This window comes from Labrenzia sp. PO1, assembly GCF_012273635.1.
Classification (GTDB): Bacteria; Pseudomonadota; Alphaproteobacteria; order Rhizobiales; family Stappiaceae; genus Roseibium; species Roseibium algicola.
Genome location: NZ_JAAXCR010000002.1, coordinates 943,144 through 959,754 on the forward strand (window position 1 = coordinate 943,144; position 16,611 = coordinate 959,754).

General features: G+C 60.7%; 17 protein-coding genes. 6 read left to right on the plus strand and 11 right to left on the minus strand.

All coding sequences use genetic code 11. The features are described 5' to 3' along the window. Positions 1 to 164 precede the first annotated feature (164 nt). Entirely contained in the window at positions 165 to 1,019 is an 855-nt protein-coding gene (gene dapD / locus HCG46_RS12225; RefSeq protein ID WP_088665171.1) for a 2,3,4,5-tetrahydropyridine-2,6-dicarboxylate N-succinyltransferase, read from the plus strand. 75 nt (positions 1,020 to 1,094) lie between these two features. Here the strand turns inward: dapD and HCG46_RS12230 are convergent, their stop codons facing one another. The 3 genes from HCG46_RS12230 to HCG46_RS12240 are packed head-to-tail and all read right to left on the minus strand — an operon-like array spanning position 1,095 to position 3,326. After that, a complete protein-coding gene (locus HCG46_RS12230; RefSeq protein WP_022999774.1) occupies positions 1,095 to 1,688 on the minus strand; it encodes a hypothetical protein in 594 nt (197 codons plus the stop codon). Then, entirely contained in the window at positions 1,685 to 2,857 is a 1,173-nt protein-coding gene (gene dapE, locus HCG46_RS12235) for a succinyl-diaminopimelate desuccinylase (protein WP_168686400.1), read from the minus strand. Before dapE ends, HCG46_RS12230 begins: the two co-directional genes overlap by 4 nt. A 43-nt stretch (positions 2,858 to 2,900) precedes the next feature. Continuing rightward, positions 2,901 to 3,326 carry a DUF805 domain-containing protein gene (locus HCG46_RS12240; protein ID WP_031268909.1) on the minus strand — a complete coding sequence of 142 codons (426 nt, stop codon included), beginning with the start codon at positions 3,324 to 3,326 and terminating at the stop codon, positions 2,901 to 2,903. A 295-nt stretch (positions 3,327 to 3,621) separates the two neighbouring features. Between HCG46_RS12240 and HCG46_RS12245 the strand changes: the two genes are divergently transcribed. Together HCG46_RS12245 and HCG46_RS12250 are read left to right on the plus strand one after the other, a co-directional pair. Beyond that, positions 3,622 to 5,805 (plus strand): mechanosensitive ion channel family protein, encoded by a 2,184-nt coding sequence (locus HCG46_RS12245; RefSeq protein ID WP_209009449.1) that lies wholly within the window; start codon positions 3,622 to 3,624, stop codon positions 5,803 to 5,805. A gap of 439 nt (positions 5,806 to 6,244) precedes the next feature. Further along, complete coding sequence (locus HCG46_RS12250; RefSeq protein ID WP_022999770.1) at positions 6,245 to 7,009, plus strand: DUF2189 domain-containing protein; 765 nt, start codon at positions 6,245 to 6,247, stop codon at positions 7,007 to 7,009. 19 nt (positions 7,010 to 7,028) lie between these two features. Here the strand turns inward: HCG46_RS12250 and truA are convergent, their stop codons facing one another. The 5 genes from truA to def all read right to left on the minus strand — a co-directional run bounded on the left by truA (position 7,029) and on the right by def (position 10,705). After that, positions 7,029 to 7,859 (minus strand): tRNA pseudouridine(38-40) synthase TruA, encoded by an 831-nt coding sequence (gene truA, locus HCG46_RS12255; protein ID WP_168686402.1) that lies wholly within the window; start codon positions 7,857 to 7,859, stop codon positions 7,029 to 7,031. Beyond that, positions 7,859 to 8,398, minus strand: coding sequence for an N-acetyltransferase (locus HCG46_RS12260; protein ID WP_077290865.1), 540 nt, complete (start codon positions 8,396 to 8,398; stop codon positions 7,859 to 7,861). Before HCG46_RS12260 ends, truA begins: the two co-directional genes overlap by 1 nt. 22 nt (positions 8,399 to 8,420) lie before the next feature. Further along, on the minus strand, positions 8,421 to 9,359 hold the full coding sequence (gene fmt / locus HCG46_RS12265; RefSeq protein WP_168686403.1) for a methionyl-tRNA formyltransferase: 939 nt from the start codon (positions 9,357 to 9,359) through the stop codon (positions 8,421 to 8,423). Positions 9,360 to 9,516: 157 nt separating this feature from the next. Beyond that, a complete protein-coding gene (locus HCG46_RS12270) occupies positions 9,517 to 10,149 on the minus strand; it encodes an NAAT family transporter (protein WP_055657472.1) in 633 nt (210 codons plus the stop codon). Between the two features lie 37 nt (positions 10,150 to 10,186). Then, positions 10,187 to 10,705 (minus strand): peptide deformylase, encoded by a 519-nt coding sequence (gene def, locus HCG46_RS12275; RefSeq protein ID WP_031268905.1) that lies wholly within the window; start codon positions 10,703 to 10,705, stop codon positions 10,187 to 10,189. A gap of 161 nt (positions 10,706 to 10,866) precedes the next feature. Between def and rmuC the strand changes: the two genes are divergently transcribed. Both rmuC and HCG46_RS12285 read left to right on the plus strand, forming a co-directional pair. Then, positions 10,867 to 12,054, plus strand: coding sequence for a DNA recombination protein RmuC (gene rmuC, locus HCG46_RS12280; RefSeq protein ID WP_035908085.1), 1,188 nt, complete (start codon positions 10,867 to 10,869; stop codon positions 12,052 to 12,054). 78 nt (positions 12,055 to 12,132) lie between these two features. Further along, positions 12,133 to 12,699: a hypothetical protein gene (locus tag HCG46_RS12285; RefSeq protein WP_168686404.1), complete on the plus strand. Its 567-nt coding sequence runs from the start codon at positions 12,133 to 12,135 to the stop codon at positions 12,697 to 12,699. Between the two features lie 93 nt (positions 12,700 to 12,792). Here the strand turns inward: HCG46_RS12285 and HCG46_RS12290 are convergent, their stop codons facing one another. The 3 genes from HCG46_RS12290 to HCG46_RS12300 all read right to left on the minus strand — a co-directional run bounded on the left by HCG46_RS12290 (position 12,793) and on the right by HCG46_RS12300 (position 15,510). After that, positions 12,793 to 13,665 (minus strand): NlpC/P60 family protein, encoded by an 873-nt coding sequence (locus HCG46_RS12290; protein ID WP_168686405.1) that lies wholly within the window; start codon positions 13,663 to 13,665, stop codon positions 12,793 to 12,795. 33 nt (positions 13,666 to 13,698) lie between these two features. Beyond that, a complete protein-coding gene (locus HCG46_RS12295; RefSeq protein ID WP_006934185.1) occupies positions 13,699 to 14,049 on the minus strand; it encodes a MarR family transcriptional regulator in 351 nt (116 codons plus the stop codon). 72 nt (positions 14,050 to 14,121) lie between these two features. Next, positions 14,122 to 15,510 (minus strand): leucyl aminopeptidase family protein, encoded by a 1,389-nt coding sequence (locus tag HCG46_RS12300; RefSeq protein ID WP_168686406.1) that lies wholly within the window; start codon positions 15,508 to 15,510, stop codon positions 14,122 to 14,124. A gap of 188 nt (positions 15,511 to 15,698) precedes the next feature. On the opposite strand from HCG46_RS12300, the gene HCG46_RS12305 reads away from it, so the two are divergent. After that, positions 15,699 to 16,475 carry a tetratricopeptide repeat protein gene (locus HCG46_RS12305; RefSeq protein WP_051990112.1) on the plus strand — a complete coding sequence of 259 codons (777 nt, stop codon included), beginning with the start codon at positions 15,699 to 15,701 and terminating at the stop codon, positions 16,473 to 16,475. The last annotated feature ends 136 nt before the right edge of the window (positions 16,476 to 16,611 follow it).

The following is a 16,611-nucleotide window of genomic DNA, read 5'->3' on the forward strand; positions in this document are numbered from 1 at the left end:
CAACTCATCGACCTGGACGGCAGGTGTAATCCAGCCAGCATTCCCCCGAGAATGGCGGCTTGTTTGACGGCTACAGGACATCTGCCGACCCTCCCGTGCTTGACAGCACCTTGCCGGGCAGCTTAGGTCCGCGCCAGAAATGTTAACGCCCGGAGACCATCTGCCTGATGACCCACGATCTCGCTTCCCTGTCCAAGATCATCGACGCCGCTTTCGAAGACCGTGCAGCCATCGACACCACGACCACCGGTGAAGTCCGGGACGCGGTCGAGGAAACTCTGAACCTGCTCGACCGTGGCAAGCTGCGCGTTGCGGAGAAGAAGGATGGCGACTGGGCGGTCAACCAGTGGGCCAAGAAGGCTGTTCTGCTGTCGTTCCGCCTGAACCCGATGGACATCATCAAGGGCGGCCCCGGCGACGCCACCTGGTGGGACAAGGTGCCGTCCAAGTTCGACGGCTGGCGCGGCATGGATTTTGAAAACGCCGGTTTCCGCGCCGTGCCGAACTGCATCGTTCGCCGCTCTGCCTTTATCGGCAAGGGCGTGGTCCTGATGCCGTCCTTCGTCAATCTCGGTGCTTTTGTTGACGAAGGCACAATGGTCGACACATGGGCGACCGTCGGCTCCTGCGCCCAGATCGGCAAGAACGTCCACCTGTCCGGCGGCGTCGGCATCGGCGGCGTTCTGGAACCGCTCCAGGCCGGTCCGGTGATCATCGAAGACAATTGCTTTATCGGCGCACGCTCCGAAGTGGTCGAAGGCTGCATCGTGCGCGAAGGTTCCGTGCTCGGCATGGGTGTCTTCATTGGCCAGTCCACCCGCATCGTCAACCGCATGACCGGCGAGATCACCTACGGCGAAGTACCGCCCTACTCCGTGGTTGTTGCAGGTTCCATGCCGACGTCCAGCGTGATGGGCAACGGCGAAGCCGCTCCGAACCTTTACTGCGCCGTAATCGTGAAGACGGTTGACGAAAAGACCCGCTCCAAGACCGGCATCAACGAACTTCTGCGCGACTGACGCAGACCAGGGGGCGCCGCGAGCGCCTTGATATCTGGAAATCCGGAAAGCCCCGCCCTAACCCGGCGGGGTTTTTCATGCGCCCCACAAAAGCCCGACCACCTGGGAAATCACGAGCGTGAGCAACACATCCAGGACGACGACGCCGATGGTCAGGCTCACGGTCGTCTGAAGCGCGATGCGGGCGACCTGGTAGCGATACCAGATCACGACAAAGAGGCAGGTCAGCGACAACAAGACAACGATGCCAGGCGAGATAACGTCCAGAAGAAACAGGATGTAGGTAAAGAGATACGGCACCGACGCGAGCAGGCTTGTCCAGTTGCGTACGACAATGAAAGACACGTAGCGGTTCGAAATGCCTATCGGCGCTGCCAGCAACGCCAGCAACAACGGTAGTGCCAGCCAGTCGACGCCCATTCCCAGGAACTGGGCAAACCAGTAGCTACCGTTCGGAAAGGCGTCGGGATGGTAGAGGTTCTCGGCGAAAAAGAGCCGCTTTTCCGCAAGGCAACTGACCACGTAAACCGGCACCAGCAGAAAGATGACGGAGAACGAACGCCAGAACCCCTGAATGGACTGGTCGAAAAACGCCATTCCTTCCGGACGGTTGCGCAGAAGCAACCAGGACCCGTCCAATGCCGCGCGAATTTCGACCTTGCTGATCAATTCCCGTCTGCTCCGGAAAAATAGCTGAAGAGGAATTTTTTGTAGATTGCTGCCAGCCGGTCAAGGTCCTCAACCGCGACACATTCGTCCACCTTGTGCATCGTCTGGCCGACAAGGCCAAATTCCACGACGGGGCAGTAGTTCTTTATGAAGCGGGCGTCTGATGTTCCTCCGCCCGTTGAAAGCTCCGGAACCCGGCCGGTTTCCGCTTCCACAGCCTTGCTCAGGGCTTCGATCAGGACTTCGTCCCGCGTCAGGAAGGATTCGCTGGCATCGCGCTTGAACTCCAGCCCAAGCGCTAGATTTCCAAGGTCTACCGCTTCAAGCGTCTCGGTGATGCGGGCCTTGAGGCTCTCCAGCGTCCATTCGTCATTGTAACGAATGTTGAAACGGGCTTCTGCCCGCGCCGGAATGACGTTGAAGGCCGGATTACCGACATCGGCGGAGACAATCTCCAGATTGGACGGCTGAAAGCGTTCGTTGCCCTTGTCCAGTTCCAGCGCGTCAAGCGCGGCCAGAAGGCGAACCAGGCCCGGGATCGGGTTGTCAGCCAGATGCGGATAGGCGGCATGGCCCTGGACACCCCGGACCGTGATGGTGCCGGACAGCGATCCGCGCCGCCCGACCTTGATGGCATCGCCGAGCACATCCGGATTGGTCGGCTCACCGACGATGCAGGCATCGAACACATGCCCTTGTTCCCTGGCCCACTGAAGCAGCTTGACGGTGCCGTTGACTGCCGGGCCTTCCTCGTCGCCGGTGATGAGAAAGGAAATCGTGCCGCCAAAATCCGGGCCCTTTTCGGCAACGTAAGCAAGCGCCGCTGCTGCAAAGGCCGCGATGCCGCCTTTCATGTCGACTGCGCCCCGGCCAAACAGCATGCCGTTGTCGATGGTCCCCTCAAACGGGCCGTGCCGCCAGTCGCTCTCGGCACCGGCCGGAACCACATCCGTGTGGCCTGCAAAGACGAAATGCGGTGCACCGCTGCCGATGGAAGCAAACAGGTTCTCCACGTCCGGCGTGTCCTCGTCCTGGAACGTGACGCGCGACACGGCAAACCCGGCCTTGCCGAGCAACGCTTCCAGCGATGCCAGCGCGCCGCCTTCGGCAGGGGTCACGGACGGGCAACGGATCAGGTCCTGTGCGATTGCGACGGCGGAAGTGGGCATGAAACAGTCTCTTTGGTTAGTCGTATGCAAGGCTCACGCGCGTTCAGCGCTTGCGCCAGTAGCTGTTTGGCATCGGGCCATGGCGGTTCGGCTGGCCCTGGCTCGGCACAACGCCGAGAAAGATCAGCATGATCACATTCAAAATCGGAACGAAGATCAAAAGTGCGAGGAACCCGCTCTGACCGATGTCCTGCAGACGCTTGACGACCAGTGCCAGTTCCACCCACTGCAGAACGAAGAACAGAACCGGAAACAGCGGATTCGTGCCGATGTAGTCGCCGGAAATCATGGATTCAGGCGTCGGCGTTTCAGCGGAGGAAAGCCACCATATCCGCAGCGCAATGCCGAAGATGATCCAGCTGACAAGGAAACACAGCCAATAGGGTTCCCGGCCCATACGACCGATAGGGCTCAAAAGGGCCCAGATCGGCCCCGGGGCAGTATTCGCGCTCTGTGGGGGCGTTGTCATTCCATCCAGCTCAGGTTCGATTGATCTGGCAAGGAGGTAGACGCATACGCGGGCCGGATCAAGGTCTGTTACACAGTCGCACCGGCCTTGGCCAGTGCGTAATCATGCGAATTGTGCCAGTCGTATAGTTTGCACCCCTATTACCTTGGGTAATTTTAATGGATTTTGCACGTTCGGCGTGCCAATCCTAATTTTGAAGGTTCACTGCCGACGAGGGGGCTCGCTGATGACCGGTGCCTGGAAGACTAGACTAACTGCCTGTGCATTCTCAGTATTTCTGGCGTTCTTGTCCACTATGGCACTGCCGGCCAACGCACAGGACACCGGAAAAAACCTTCCGTCGCAACTTCAGCCCGAAGCCATGGAAAAGCTTGTCTCCGATCTCGATCCGGAACAGGTAAAGGCGCTGACCGACCTGATGACCCTGCTGCAGCAAGGTGCCGCAGCCAAGGGCGCGCAGACCCCGCCTCCGTCAGAAGAAGTCGAACTGATCGAGAAAGTGCAGACTGCAGCCGATCAGTTCGGCGCGCTGATTGCCAACAATTTCAGAACCTTGCCGGAGCTCTTCAGCAGCCTTTTCTCCAGTATCGGCGCACTGTTTGCGGGAACGGTCGCAGGACCGGTGCATATCTTCATTGGTGCCATCGCCCTCATCCTGGCAGCCGGGTTTGCCGCCGAATTCCTGGTCAACCGGCTTTTCGCTTCCCGCCGGGAAAAGATCCAGAGCCATGCGCCCCACAGCCTCTTTGAGACTGTCAAACTGGTCTCCACACGTGCCGCGCTTGATCTTGGCGGGCTGATTGTTTTTGCAATCGTCGCCTTCGCTGTCGGCAAGATCGCGATCTTCGATCCTGTCGCCAGAGCCTTTGCCTTTCAGGCGGTATACTGGATCGTTTTCCTGCCACGCATCGTCGCAGCCCTGCTGCGTTTTGCCCTGGCCCCGCATCGGAGCGAGCTGCGCCTCGTCACCGCGGACGACACCACCGCCAAGTCGCTTTACCGCAGCTTCACGAGCCTCTTCGCCTTTGTTGGCGTCACGTTCTTCCTGCGTAACATCATGATCGAGGCCGGCGACGGAGATGTTGCCGAAACCTTCCGCTTCTTCATCGGCTTTGGCGTCAATCTCTGGATCGCCATGGTCATCTGGAACGCCCGTCATGGCCTGACGAGCATCATTCTGGGTGATGAGCACCAGCCAACCAGCGGCCTGGAACGCATGGCCCGGTTCTGGCCCTATTTCTCGATTGCCTTCATCGCCTTCAACTGGCTGCTGGTTCAGATAACAACCAGCATGGGCATCGAGGCGCTGACCGCGGGACGCTCTCTCGCCGTGATTGCGTTGGTCGTGTTCGCGCCGTTTCTCGACACGATGGTACGCGGCATCGTCTCCCACATCGTTCCGCCCATGCGCGGGGAAGGTCCGGTTGCGGAAGCTGCCCATATGCAGACCCGGCACAGCTACGTGCGCATTGCCCGCGTGGCCCTGCTTGCCTTCCTGGTGCTGATGGTCGGCAGGATCTATGGTCTCAATCTGCTCGCGCTCGGCGCGGAAGACGGGTCCTCGGTCGCCCGGCATACGGTTATCTTCCTGCTTATTCTGGCCGCCGGTTACCTTGCCTGGGAAATCACCAATCTCTGGGTTGCCCACCAGCTCGCCAAGGATTCGCCGCCGCCTTCCAACGAAGATGAAGACGCGGAGATGGGTGGGGCCGGCAAGTCGCGCCTGGCAACGATCCTGCCGTTGATCCGCGTCGTCGTGCAGATCACGATCCTGACCCTGACCACACTGCTCGCCCTCAGCCAGCTGGGCATCAACATCACGCCGCTTCTGGCCGGTGCCGGTGTCGTTGGCCTGGCAGTCGGCTTCGGGGCGCAGACCCTGGTGCGCGACGTGGTCTCAGGCATCTTCTTCCTGATGGACGATGCCTTCCGTCTGGGTGAATTCATCGATGCGGGCGGTACACAGGGCACTATCGAGAAAATCTCGATCCGGTCCCTGCAGCTGCGCGGTACGCGTGGTGCCGTTCATATCGTCCCCTATGGCGAAATTCCGAAGCTCACCAACCTGTCCCGAGACTGGGTGATCATGAAGCTGAAGTTCACCGTTCCTTTCGACACGGATGTCGAGAAGGTTCGCAAGCTCTTCAAGCGGATCGGCCAGGAAATCATGGAGATGGAAGAGTTCAAGGACGACATTCTGGCCCCATTCAAGGGACAGGGCGTTGCCGATGTCGACGACGTCGGCATCGTGGTGCGCGGCAAGTACACCACCAAACCCGGCAAGCAGTTCGGCATCCGCAAGGAAATCTACAAGCGCGTTCAACAGGCGTTCGAGGAAAACGGTATCCAATTCGCGCGCAAGGAGGTGCGGGTCAACATTCCCGACACCACGAAGCTGGACGACAAGCAAAAGGAAGCCGTCACAGCAGCTGCGGCTGCCGCAGCCGCCGACATGGACAAGAAACCGGCTACCGAGTGAGGCCCTGCCTTGCTTCGCCTGCAACAGACCCGCCTGCCGCTTTGCCTGTGAGAGCGGTGGGCACAGCGTTTGTGGCCCATCCTTCGAGACGCCGCTACCGCGGCTCCTCAAGATGAGGCGATACGGGGAAGAAAGGCTTCAGCAAACCGCAGCCTCATCCTGAGGAGGCCGCCAGGCCGTCTCGAAGGATGGGCCCAAAGCCCTGCTCCCCATTTTCACGACTGGATAACATGGCACGCAGGTCTGCCCGCGCTTCACGTCGGATTTAACCGGCGCATAAGCCCTTCTCCCGATTGAGCCGGACACCGTTCCGTGCCTAAGATTGCCTGTCCGCGGGAGGCGGGCGGGCAATATGCTTTTGGGAGGAAGCCGCCTGATGAGTGACAACACGTCAACCCCTCACGATAGCGGGGCATCCGCAACAACTGGATTGCGGCCCATGCCAAAGGTCAACAAGATTACCGTCAACGACGTGATCGACGCGTTCGCTGCGGGTCTGGCCGATTTCCGCAGGGCGCCGGTCTACGGCCTGGCGATCGGCGCGTTTTTCGCTCTTGGGGGCCTGTTTGTCGTCTTGAGCGCGGCCGCCCTCAACATGAGTTACCTGTCCTATCCGGCAGCGGCCGGTTTCGTCTTGATCGGGCCATTCGCTGCGGTTGGTCTCTACGAGGTCAGCCGGCGTCTCCAAAATGGTGAGGAGCTTTCCTGGTCACGCATCTTCGGCACCATGTGGGCCCAAAAGGGGCGGGAACTTTCCTGGATGGCCTTCGTGGTTCTGTTCATCCAGATCATGTGGATGTATCAGGTACGCCTGCTGCTCGCGCTGTTCCTCGGCTTCCGGTCGTTTGCCTCGTTCGACGAGTTTCTGACCCAGGTCATCTCCACCCCGGAAGGCCTGATGTTCCTGGCCGTTGGCCACGTGGTGGGTGCAATCCTGTCGCTGATCCTGTTCTCGCTGACCGTGGTGTCTTTCCCGTTGCTGATGGAGGAGGACCGGGACTTCATCACAGCCATGATCACCAGCGTGCGGGCCGTGTTCACATCGCCCGTCCCGATGATCGGCTGGGCCTTTGTCGTAACCGCGGTTCTGATCGTGTCGATGGCACCGGCGTTCCTGGGTCTGGTCGTGTCCCTGCCGATCCTCGGTCATACGACCTGGCATCTCTACAAGAAATGCGTGGAGATACCCGAGGAGACGTTGTGACGGGCTAACGGGGGTCCTCTCACGCGTCGCCGTCTTCTTCGCCTTCTCCAGCAGCCAACACGGCTCTGCGGGACTGCCAGTCCTTCTTGAGTTCGATGTCCATTTCCGCCGAGCGGTAGTCGACACGGGTCAGGTAAAGCCCGTCTGCCGGCGCGACCGGGCCGCAGGCGTTCCGGTCGCGGGCTTGCAGGGCCCTGGTGACATCACCCGGCCCCCATTTGCCCTCACCGACCAGGCGCAGGGAGCCGACCATCGAGCGCACCTGATTGTGGAGGAAGGACCGTGAGGAGCATTCGGCAATGACGAACTCGCCCTCGCGGTAGACCCAGAATTCCTCCAGCGTCTTTTCCGGGCTTTTTGCCTGGCAGCGCGTGTGACGGAAGGTGGTGAAGTCGTGATGACCGACGAATTCCTGCGCGGCCGCGTGCATGGCGTCCGCATCGAGATGCACCTTCACATGCCAGGCAAGCCCAAGCTGGTGGGTGAGCGGCGGCAGGCGATTTTGAATGCGATAGCGGTAGGAGCGTCGGATCGCGGAAAAGCGCGCGTCGAAGCCTTCGTGCATTTCCGCAGCATCCAGGATCACCACCGGATGGGGCTGGCAATGGAAATTCAGTGCCCCCATGACCGTTCTTGCGTCCCAGTCCTTCGAAAGATCCACATGGCAGACCTGCCCGGTGGCGTGGACGCCGGTGTCTGTGCGACCGGCGCCGCCAATGGTCACCTCCTCACCGGAGAATGCCTTGACGGCACGTTCGATCACCGCCTGGACGGACGGCGCGTTCGCCTGGCGCTGCCAGCCGCTGAACGGCCTGCCGTCATATTCCACCGTCAGTTTGTAGCGGGGCATTACTCGAATTCTTCAAAGGGTGTGGCGAAGGCCACCTCGATTGGCAGGTCCCGCGATCCGGCTTCCGTCAGCGCAAGCGCCATGAAGGCATCGCCCGCATAAGGTCCCTGCACCTTGCGTGCCAGCACGGGATCGAAACCGAAGCGCGGATAATAGGACGGCGGGCCGAGCACCAGAACAAGATCCTCTCCCAGATCCTTCAGGCTTTCCAGAGAGGCCTTGATCAGCGCCGAACCGATGCCCGTCTTCTGCAGGTCCGGCCAGACGGAAACAGGCGCAAGGCAGACAACCTGCATTCCCTGCCCCGGACCGATGGCAGCCGGGGTGACACGGCTGTAGGCGATATGTCCGACGATCCGGCCGCCGGCATCGACCGCGACCTGTTCCAGCACCAGAGCACCGCAATGACGCAGCGTGTGCACGAGGCGGGCTTCCATGTCGGACGGAAAGGCAGCGGTGACCAGCTCTCTGACGGAAGCTTCATCGTCAGAAGTCACGTTTCTGATGGCAAGGCCGGCAGCTTCGGCAGCTTGGGTCATGTCGGTCTCCTCGAACCTCAGATTAGTCCAGAACCGTGCCGTCAGAAAGCGATGCTCCGCGCAGGAATTCCGCGCCGCTCATCGGCTTCTTGCCGGCCCGCTGAACCTGTTCCAGACGTACGGCACCCGCACCGCAGGAAATCACCGGCACATCCCCACCGGTCTGGACGGATCCCGGCGTGCCGGAGCCTTCGCCAAGCGTGCTGCGCAGGACCTTGACCCGTTCCATCTTGCCGCCGAGCGGCATTTCGCACCAGGCACCGGGAAAGGGTGACAGGCCGCGAATGTGATTGTGAACCTCCGCAGCCGGTTTCGACCAGTCGATCCGGGTTTCCTGCTTGGAGAGCTTGGCCGCGTAGGTGACACCGTCCTCTGCCTGGGTCTGGTCGCCAAGCGCCCCGCGCGACAAGGCCGCCAGCGCCCGAACCATCAGATCCCCGCCGAGCGAAGACAGCTTGTCGTGAAGGTCTCCGGCCGTCATGTTCTCGCCGATGGCAACGGTTTCCGACATGCAGACGGGGCCGGTATCGAGCCCCTCTTCCATGCGCATCACCTGAACGGCTGTTTCTTTGTCACCGGCCATGATCGCCCTGTTGATGGGTGCCGCGCCGCGCCAGCGTGGCAACATGGAAGCATGAAGATTGAGACAACCGTATTCCGGCGCTTCCAGGATCGGCTTCGGCAGGAGAAGGCCGTAGGCAACCACCACCGTGACATCTGCATTCAAGGCCGCAAAGGCCTCCTGCTCTTCTGCCCCTTTGAGGCTCTGCGGCGTGAACACCGGAATACCGAAAGATTCAGCGGCCTCATGAACCGGCGATTTCTTCAGGTCCATGCCCCGGCCCGCAGGACGCGGCGGCTGCGAATAGCAGGCGACCACGTCGTGGCCCTGGCCGACGATTTCCATGAGGGTCGGCACCGAGAAATCCGGGGTGCCCATGAAGATGACGCGTAAGGACATGAGGCTCCTGAGGGGTTTTGAAGATCTGCGCCCTTATTGCGTCTCGCGGCGGGTGTTGCAAGGGGGCAACGTGCGTTGTTTGGCACCCCTGCACCCAGCGCGTCTCCTTCCTGGAAGTGCGAAATCGATCAGGCCTGCTGCGTGGCGTCAGCTCGCTTCAAGCCAGGCCTGGCAGCAGGACCTTTAGGCTTCCGACCATCATTTCCATCGCAATGGCCGCCAGGATCATCCCCATCAGGCGGCTCATGACGCTGGTTGCGGTCTGGCCGAGGAACTTCGACAGGAACGGAGCGGCGAAGAATGTGCCTACGAGAACGGCGATGGAGGCGGCGATGGCAGCGATATACGCAATTTCGTGGGAAAGATCCGTGACCTGGCCACGGTAGATAATCATGGTCGAGATCGTTCCCGGTCCGAGCAGGATCGGTACGGTCAGCGGATAGATTGCAGGATTGTCCTGTTCGGAATGATGTTCCTGTTCCTCGTCCGTCCCGTGATGCGCCTTGCTCTTCTCACCGGAGATGAGATTGAGCGCGATCAGGAGAATGAGGAAACCACCGGCAAGCCGAAACGCATCCAGGCTGATGCCGAAGACCTTGAGAATGGCGTCGCCCGTGAGGCCGATGAATGCGGAGCCAAGGGCAAGACCAATCAGCACCGTCAGGGCAACCTTGCGCTCAAACCCCGGCCCTTTGTCGGCGGTGAGCGACAAGAACACCGGCAGGTTTGCAATCGGGTTCATGATTGCAAAGAGCGCAGCGAAGAGTTTCAGGAACAGGACCTGATCCATTTATGCCGCCCCCCGGTTTCAGCCAGGCAGCAGCGGATCAGAGTTTTCCGGCCAGCTTTGCCTGCTTGGTGAATTTCTTGACAACGCGTTCGCGCTTCAGCTTCGACAGGTAGTCAATGAACAGCTTCCCGTTGAGATGGTCAAGCTCGTGCTGAATACAGGTTGCCAGAAGCCCGTCAGCCTTGATCTCCTGTTCGGCGCCTTCCCGGTTGAGAAACTGGACCGTTACTTCGGCAGGCCGCTCGACCTCCTCGTAGTAATCGGGGATCGACAGGCAACCTTCCTGATAGACGGACAGGTCCTCGCTCGACCAGACGATCTTCGGATTGATGAACACCATCGGCTCTTTCGGCGCGTCTTCCTTGGCGACGTCCAGCACGAAGATGCGTTGCAGCAGCCCGATCTGGCTGGCGGCAAGTCCGATACCGGGGGCATCGTACATGGTTTCCAGCATATCGTCGGCCAGTTTGCGGACGTCGTCGTCGACGGTCACGATAGGTGCACACACCTCGCGCAGGACCGGATCGGGAATGGTGATGATCGGGCGTATTGTCATGCGCCTGACATAAGAAATCAGAGCGCTCCGGTCAACGCGGAAATAGCGCGGCAGCCTCCCGTTTTCAACGCCTTCGACCGGACCTGCTATCTGGTACAAGACCACAGCTCTCTCCTGCCGCGCGGATGGGCCTTCGCCCCGAATCGTTCTATGTTTGTTTCATGAATGAGATCCTGTTCGATTTGAGTGGCCGTCCGGTGACGGTTCTGGAAGCTGCCATCGCCGGCGGCCTGTTTCTTCTGGCGCTGATTGTCTGGCTGGTCCTGAAGACCATGCGGGAGATCCGTTTGCGTGCCGAATCGGACGCAGTGGCCGGCGAGCGCATTCACGAGCTGGAAAGCCATCTCTCGCAACTTCTGAAATCTCAGGGGGAAATGACCGGCCGCATGCAGACCATGGCGGAAGTGTTCGGCTCGCGGCAGTCCGACATGATGCGCGCCGTCAACGAGCGCCTGGACGGCATGGGCCACAAGCTGAACCTTTCGATGGCCGACACCAGCAAGCGCACGCAGGACGGCCTCAGGCACCTGCACGAGCGGCTGGCGGTGATCGACCGGGCGCAGCGCACGATTACCGATCTCTCCGGCCAGGTTGGCCAGTTGCAGGCAATCCTGTCCAACAAGCAGACCCGCGGCGCTTTCGGTCAGGGCCGGATGGAAGCGATTGTTCAGGACCAGATGGCGCCCAGCACCTACTCCTTCCAGGCAACGCTGTCGAACAACAGCCGCCCGGACTGCCTGATCCACATGCCGAACGGTGCGCCGCCCCTGGCCATCGACGCCAAGTTTCCGCTGGAAGCCTTCAACCTGCTGCGCAATGCGGAAACCGACGACCAGCTGAAATATGCCCAGGCCCAGTTTCGCCGCGACTTCACCAAACACATTCAGGACATCGGCGAGAAATACCTTCTGCCCGGCGAGACGCAGGATACCGCGTTCCTGTTCGTGCCATCGGAAAGCGTGTTTGCAGAACTCAACGAGAGCTTCGAGGATCTGATCCAGAAGGCGCACCGCACCCGGGTGGTGATCGTCTCGCCGTCGCTGCTGATGCTGTCGATCCAGGTGATCCAGTCGGTGCTGCGCGATGCCAAGATGCGCGAGCAGGCCCATCTGATCCAGGCGGAAGTCGGCCACCTGGTTGCCGATGTCAGCCGGTTGAACGACCGCGTCGGCAAACTTCAGGCCCATTTCGCGCAGGCGAACAAGGATATCGACCAGATCCTGATTTCCTCCGACAAGATCTCCAAGCGCAGCCGCCGGATCGAGGATCTCGAGCTGGGAGAACTCGAAAGCGTGGCAAAGGACACTTCCAGTGCCGAACCCCAGCTGGCGATGACACCCAAGGGGTGACGCAGCAAATCTGTTGCTGCTGTTCTACCTCGGGTCTACAGTCCGGCCGGCTCGATCCGAGTCGATTTGGAGGCAGGTATGTCGTTCCGGAATTTCCTTTTTTCCAAGACACTTAACATCGCGATCACCGGCGTGGTGCTTGGGGGGCTCGCGCTCCCGCTGAGCCAGAATGCAGCGGCGGAAGAATGCTCGCAGTCCGTCGAAGCGGTCTGGCTGGACACCTATTCGGTTGAAGCCGATGCACAGGGCGAATGCGGGTCTGCGGAGGTCTCGCTCGCGGTCTTCAATCAGTCCGGTGGCATTGAATATCAGGCTACCTTTGATCAGAACGACCTGTTCGGTTTTTACGGCATCGAAACCCTCACCGACATGCAGGCAGCCCTGCTGGACTGGATCAGTGGCTATACCGATGTCGCGACATCCGCCAAGCTGCCGGTCTGGCCTGAAGGCGCTGAGGGCCCGGAGGCCGGCGAATTTCCGTTTTATGCAGAAGAAGGCGTGACACGGGAGACCTATGAGCTGGCCCGCCAGGAAGAGCGTCCCATGGTCTGCTTCATTCAGGGAACTGAAAGCCAGCTTTGCCTGGTCAAGAACCCGAAGTCCGGCGCACTCGAATCCATTGGCGTCCAGACGTTCCCCGGCTGAGAAATTCGCGTAGATTAGACAAACACAAGACCACAGCCGACAAAACCCCGGGCGAGCACTTGAATGCCCGGGGCACAGTTACATTCAGCCCACTTACAACTCCGGCAGGCGCCGCGCCTTCGTGATCGCGCCCCATTCCGTTGCCGCGATGCGATCAATTGCCTTGTCCAGTGGCTCATAGGCGACGGTCATCGTGAAGCCGTTGGCGTGCAAAAGGCGATTCTCGCCCGCGATGATGCCGACATGGCCTTTCCAGAACAGCAGATCACCACGTTTCAATGCGGCCGGATCGTCGTGCGGAACGGCTTCGCCGGCTTCCGCTTCCTGCATGTCGCTGTCGCGCGGCAGGTCGTGTCCGCCTGTCTGCGCCGCAAGTTGCACCAACGCTGAGCAATCGAGACCCAGGCTCGAGCGTCCACCCCAGCGGTAGGGCGTGCCGAGCAGCTCTTCGGCGACAGCCACCCAGTCATCCTCAACGGCGTCCAGCGGCACAAGATGTTTGGCAACAACCGCCGACCCATCGCTGAGGAGCGCATAGGACAGCCCACGCGTTTCGGTTTCACCGATAACCGTGACCAGCGAGCCAATGGACAGGAGCCCGAGTGGCGGAAACTTGAGGTCGGCAACCGGGTAACGGTAGGTCCGAAGGGCGCGCACCCGGTGGGTTGCCGGCTTCACCGGCCCAAGGTCGTCGGAGGAGAACCAGCCGACGTAGCCGTCCGTGTCGAGCTGTCCCCAGGCCCAGCCTTCCGGTGTCTGCTCGTAAACGGTCACCCACTCGCCGCTGAGGGCCTCGGTGTCGATCGGCCGGTCCGGGCGCGGTTCAGGCCGGATCGGCAGCTGGTCGGCAATGACCTGAAACACCTCGCCCTCGGCGAAACGGCTAGCGGCTGCCCGGCCTTCATAGTCGATGGCGGCAAGGTCGGCTCGGACCGGATGGCGGCGGCGGTCGAAGGTCTCGGTCATGGTCGATAGTCGATCCCGAAATGGATTGGACTGTCAGCGCGGCAGTTCCCGGGCCTTTTCCACCACGAGATCGCCAAGCTGCTCCAGATAAAGCGCACCTTCCACCGTGCGAGTGATGATCACATTGCGTTTGTCGGCTTCGTCGCGCTTGCGCGACAAAAGCCGCATACCGCCCAGAGTGTCAAGCGCCCGGGTGATGGCAGGTTTGGTGACATTCAACTTGGCAGCCAACCCGCGCACCGTATGCGGCGGCGGCTCCAGATAGACTGTCATCAGGATCGTCAACTGGCGCGCGGAAAGATCCTGTTCGCTATCGCGAACAAGCGCCAGATTGACCTCGTGCATCAGTTTCAGCGCCTGCGAGGCGCGCAATTCGACGGCCATGAGTTACAGGGTCCCATCCTTTTCCCCCATCCATCTCCATGACCATCGAAGCACGAAAACGTTTCGGAGCCGTTATTGTGCGCCCGCAAAACGCTCCGAGAGGACATCGAACAGACCACGAATGCCCTGGGCTTCCCCACCCATCGGTTTTCCGGGCTTTTCCATCGGGGTCCAGCCGAAAATATCGAAGTGAACCCAGCTGCCAGTGTTCTCGACAAAGCGGGACAGGAACAGCGCCGCCGTGATCGACCCAGCGAATCCAGCGCCGGATGTATTGATGTGATTGATATCGGCAACCTTGCTGTCGAGATATTTCAGATAGGGCTGCCACAGCGGCATGCGCCACAGCGGGTCGGCCGCAGCCTCGGCCATGACCGCGATATCCTCGGCAAGTTCCTCGTCGTCCGTGTAGTAAGGCGGCAGATCCGGCCCCAGAGCAACGCGGGCAGCACCGGTGAGCGTTGCCATATCGATCAGGATTTCCGGGCTCTCCTCGTCTGCAAGCGCCAGGGCGTCGGCCAGGATCAACCGGCCTTCGGCATCGGTGTTGCCGATTTCCACGGTCAGCCCCTTGCGGCTCGGCAGGATGTCTCCCGGCCGGAAGGCGTTTCCGGCAACAGCGTTTTCGACACAGGGAACGATGACCCGCAGGCGAACAGGAAGCTTTGACGCCATGATCATGGACGCAAGGCCCAGCACATTGGCCGCCCCACCCATGTCTTTTTTCATCAGCGCCATGGAAGAGCCCGGCTTCAGGTTGAGACCGCCGGTATCGAAGATGACGCCCTTGCCCACCAAAGTGACCTTGGGCGCGGATTCTTCACCCCAGGTGAAGTCTGCCAGGCGCGGCGCCCGGCTGCTGGCCTTGCCGACTGCGTGCACCATCGGGAAGTTTTCTTCCAGAAGGTCTTCCCCGATGACGATACGCCCGGTGCCGCCATGCTGCTTGAACAGGGCGACAACGGCCTGGGACAGTTCCGCCGGTCCAAGGTCGTTCGCGGGCGTATTGATGAGATCACGCGCCAGCTGGACCCCGTCGAGAATCGTTCCGAGTCGATCCAGGTCGACGGTCTCGTCAACGGCAAGACGGCGGGTCTTGCCTTCGTTTTTCAGGTAGCGGGTAAAGGAATAGGTGGAGAGGGCAAAGCCGAGCGCTGCCTGTTCGGGATCCGGAAACCCCTCGGCAAGATGGTAATCGCCTTCCGGCAGTCCCGCGACCAGGCCGCCTAGTGCCAGCGGATGCGACAGACCGCCATCCTCTACGCCGAACAGCACCGCGGCACCGTCTGCTCCCGGGACAAGCAGGGATGTTGCGGGCTTGCCTGCAAAATCGTTGACCTTGCACCAGTTCAATGCTGCTGATCCGAGCCCATCCAGAACTTGGGGCAGGCTTGCCTCGGTGACGGCGTGGATGGGCGTGGAGCTGGATACATCGCTCTTGCGGACTAGGCTTTCGCGCACGGGAGGACCTCCGTTGGAGATTGGATTCGATCTTCAAGACCTAGGATGCCCGGCGTTCGGACGCAATATGGTGCGCGTCGATGCGCACCGCTTCTCGCATTTCGCAACGGTGCTTAACCAAGCATTAGGGTTAATTATCTATTTCTCATAAGGAAACCTGAAAGCCGCCGACAACAAGGATGTTGGAAATGCAATCGCCCAGAACCGGTTCCGTTCGCCGTCGCACTCGTCTCGCTACGACGCTGCTGGCCATGTCGGCGCTTGTCGTTGTCACTGGCTGTGCTTCCAACCGCGCCAACACCGGCACCCACTCCCCTGCCTCCGGCTACACTTCGCCGGGCTCCTCGCAGGCACTGGCACAGGTGTCCAAATGGTCCAAGGCCTATGAGCGCGATCGCAAAGACCGCAGTGCCATTCTTGGCTATTCCAGCGCTCTCAGCCAGAACGGACAAATACCGCAGGCCATGGCCGTTCTTCGGTCCGGCGTGATCGCACATCCCAAGGACCGGGAAATCTCTTCCGCCTATGGCAAGGTCCTTGCGATGAACGGTCGTTTCGACGAAGCGCTGAACGTCATTCGTGGTGCCCAGAGGCCGGACACGCCGGACTGGAGGCTGATGTCCGCTGAAGCGGCGATTTACGATCAGACCGGCAACCACGACAAGGCCCGCAGCCTCTACAAGCAGGCACTGATCATCGCGCCAAACGATCCCAGTCTCCTGAACAACCTGGGCCTGTCGTATCTGCTGTCCAATGATCTGCCCGACGCGGAATATACCCTGCGCAAGGCAGCCACCCTGCCCGGCGCAGACAGCCGCGTTCGCCAGAACCTGGCCCTGGTGCTTGGCATCCAGGGCAAGTTTGACGAAGCCATCCAGGTGGCCCAGTCCGAGATCGATCCGCAGCAGGCCCAGGCCAACATCGCCTATCTGCGCACCATGATGCAGAAGCGCCAGCAGGGCTGAGGCAACAACGCGGTTTCGATAGTCCCGCTTTTCTAAATGACTGTACGGCCGTCAGCTGCCCGCGTCGGGCCAGAACTAAATCCAGAAAAATCGGAAACCGACGAAAGGAGTGCTGCTCAACATCGGCACTCCTTTT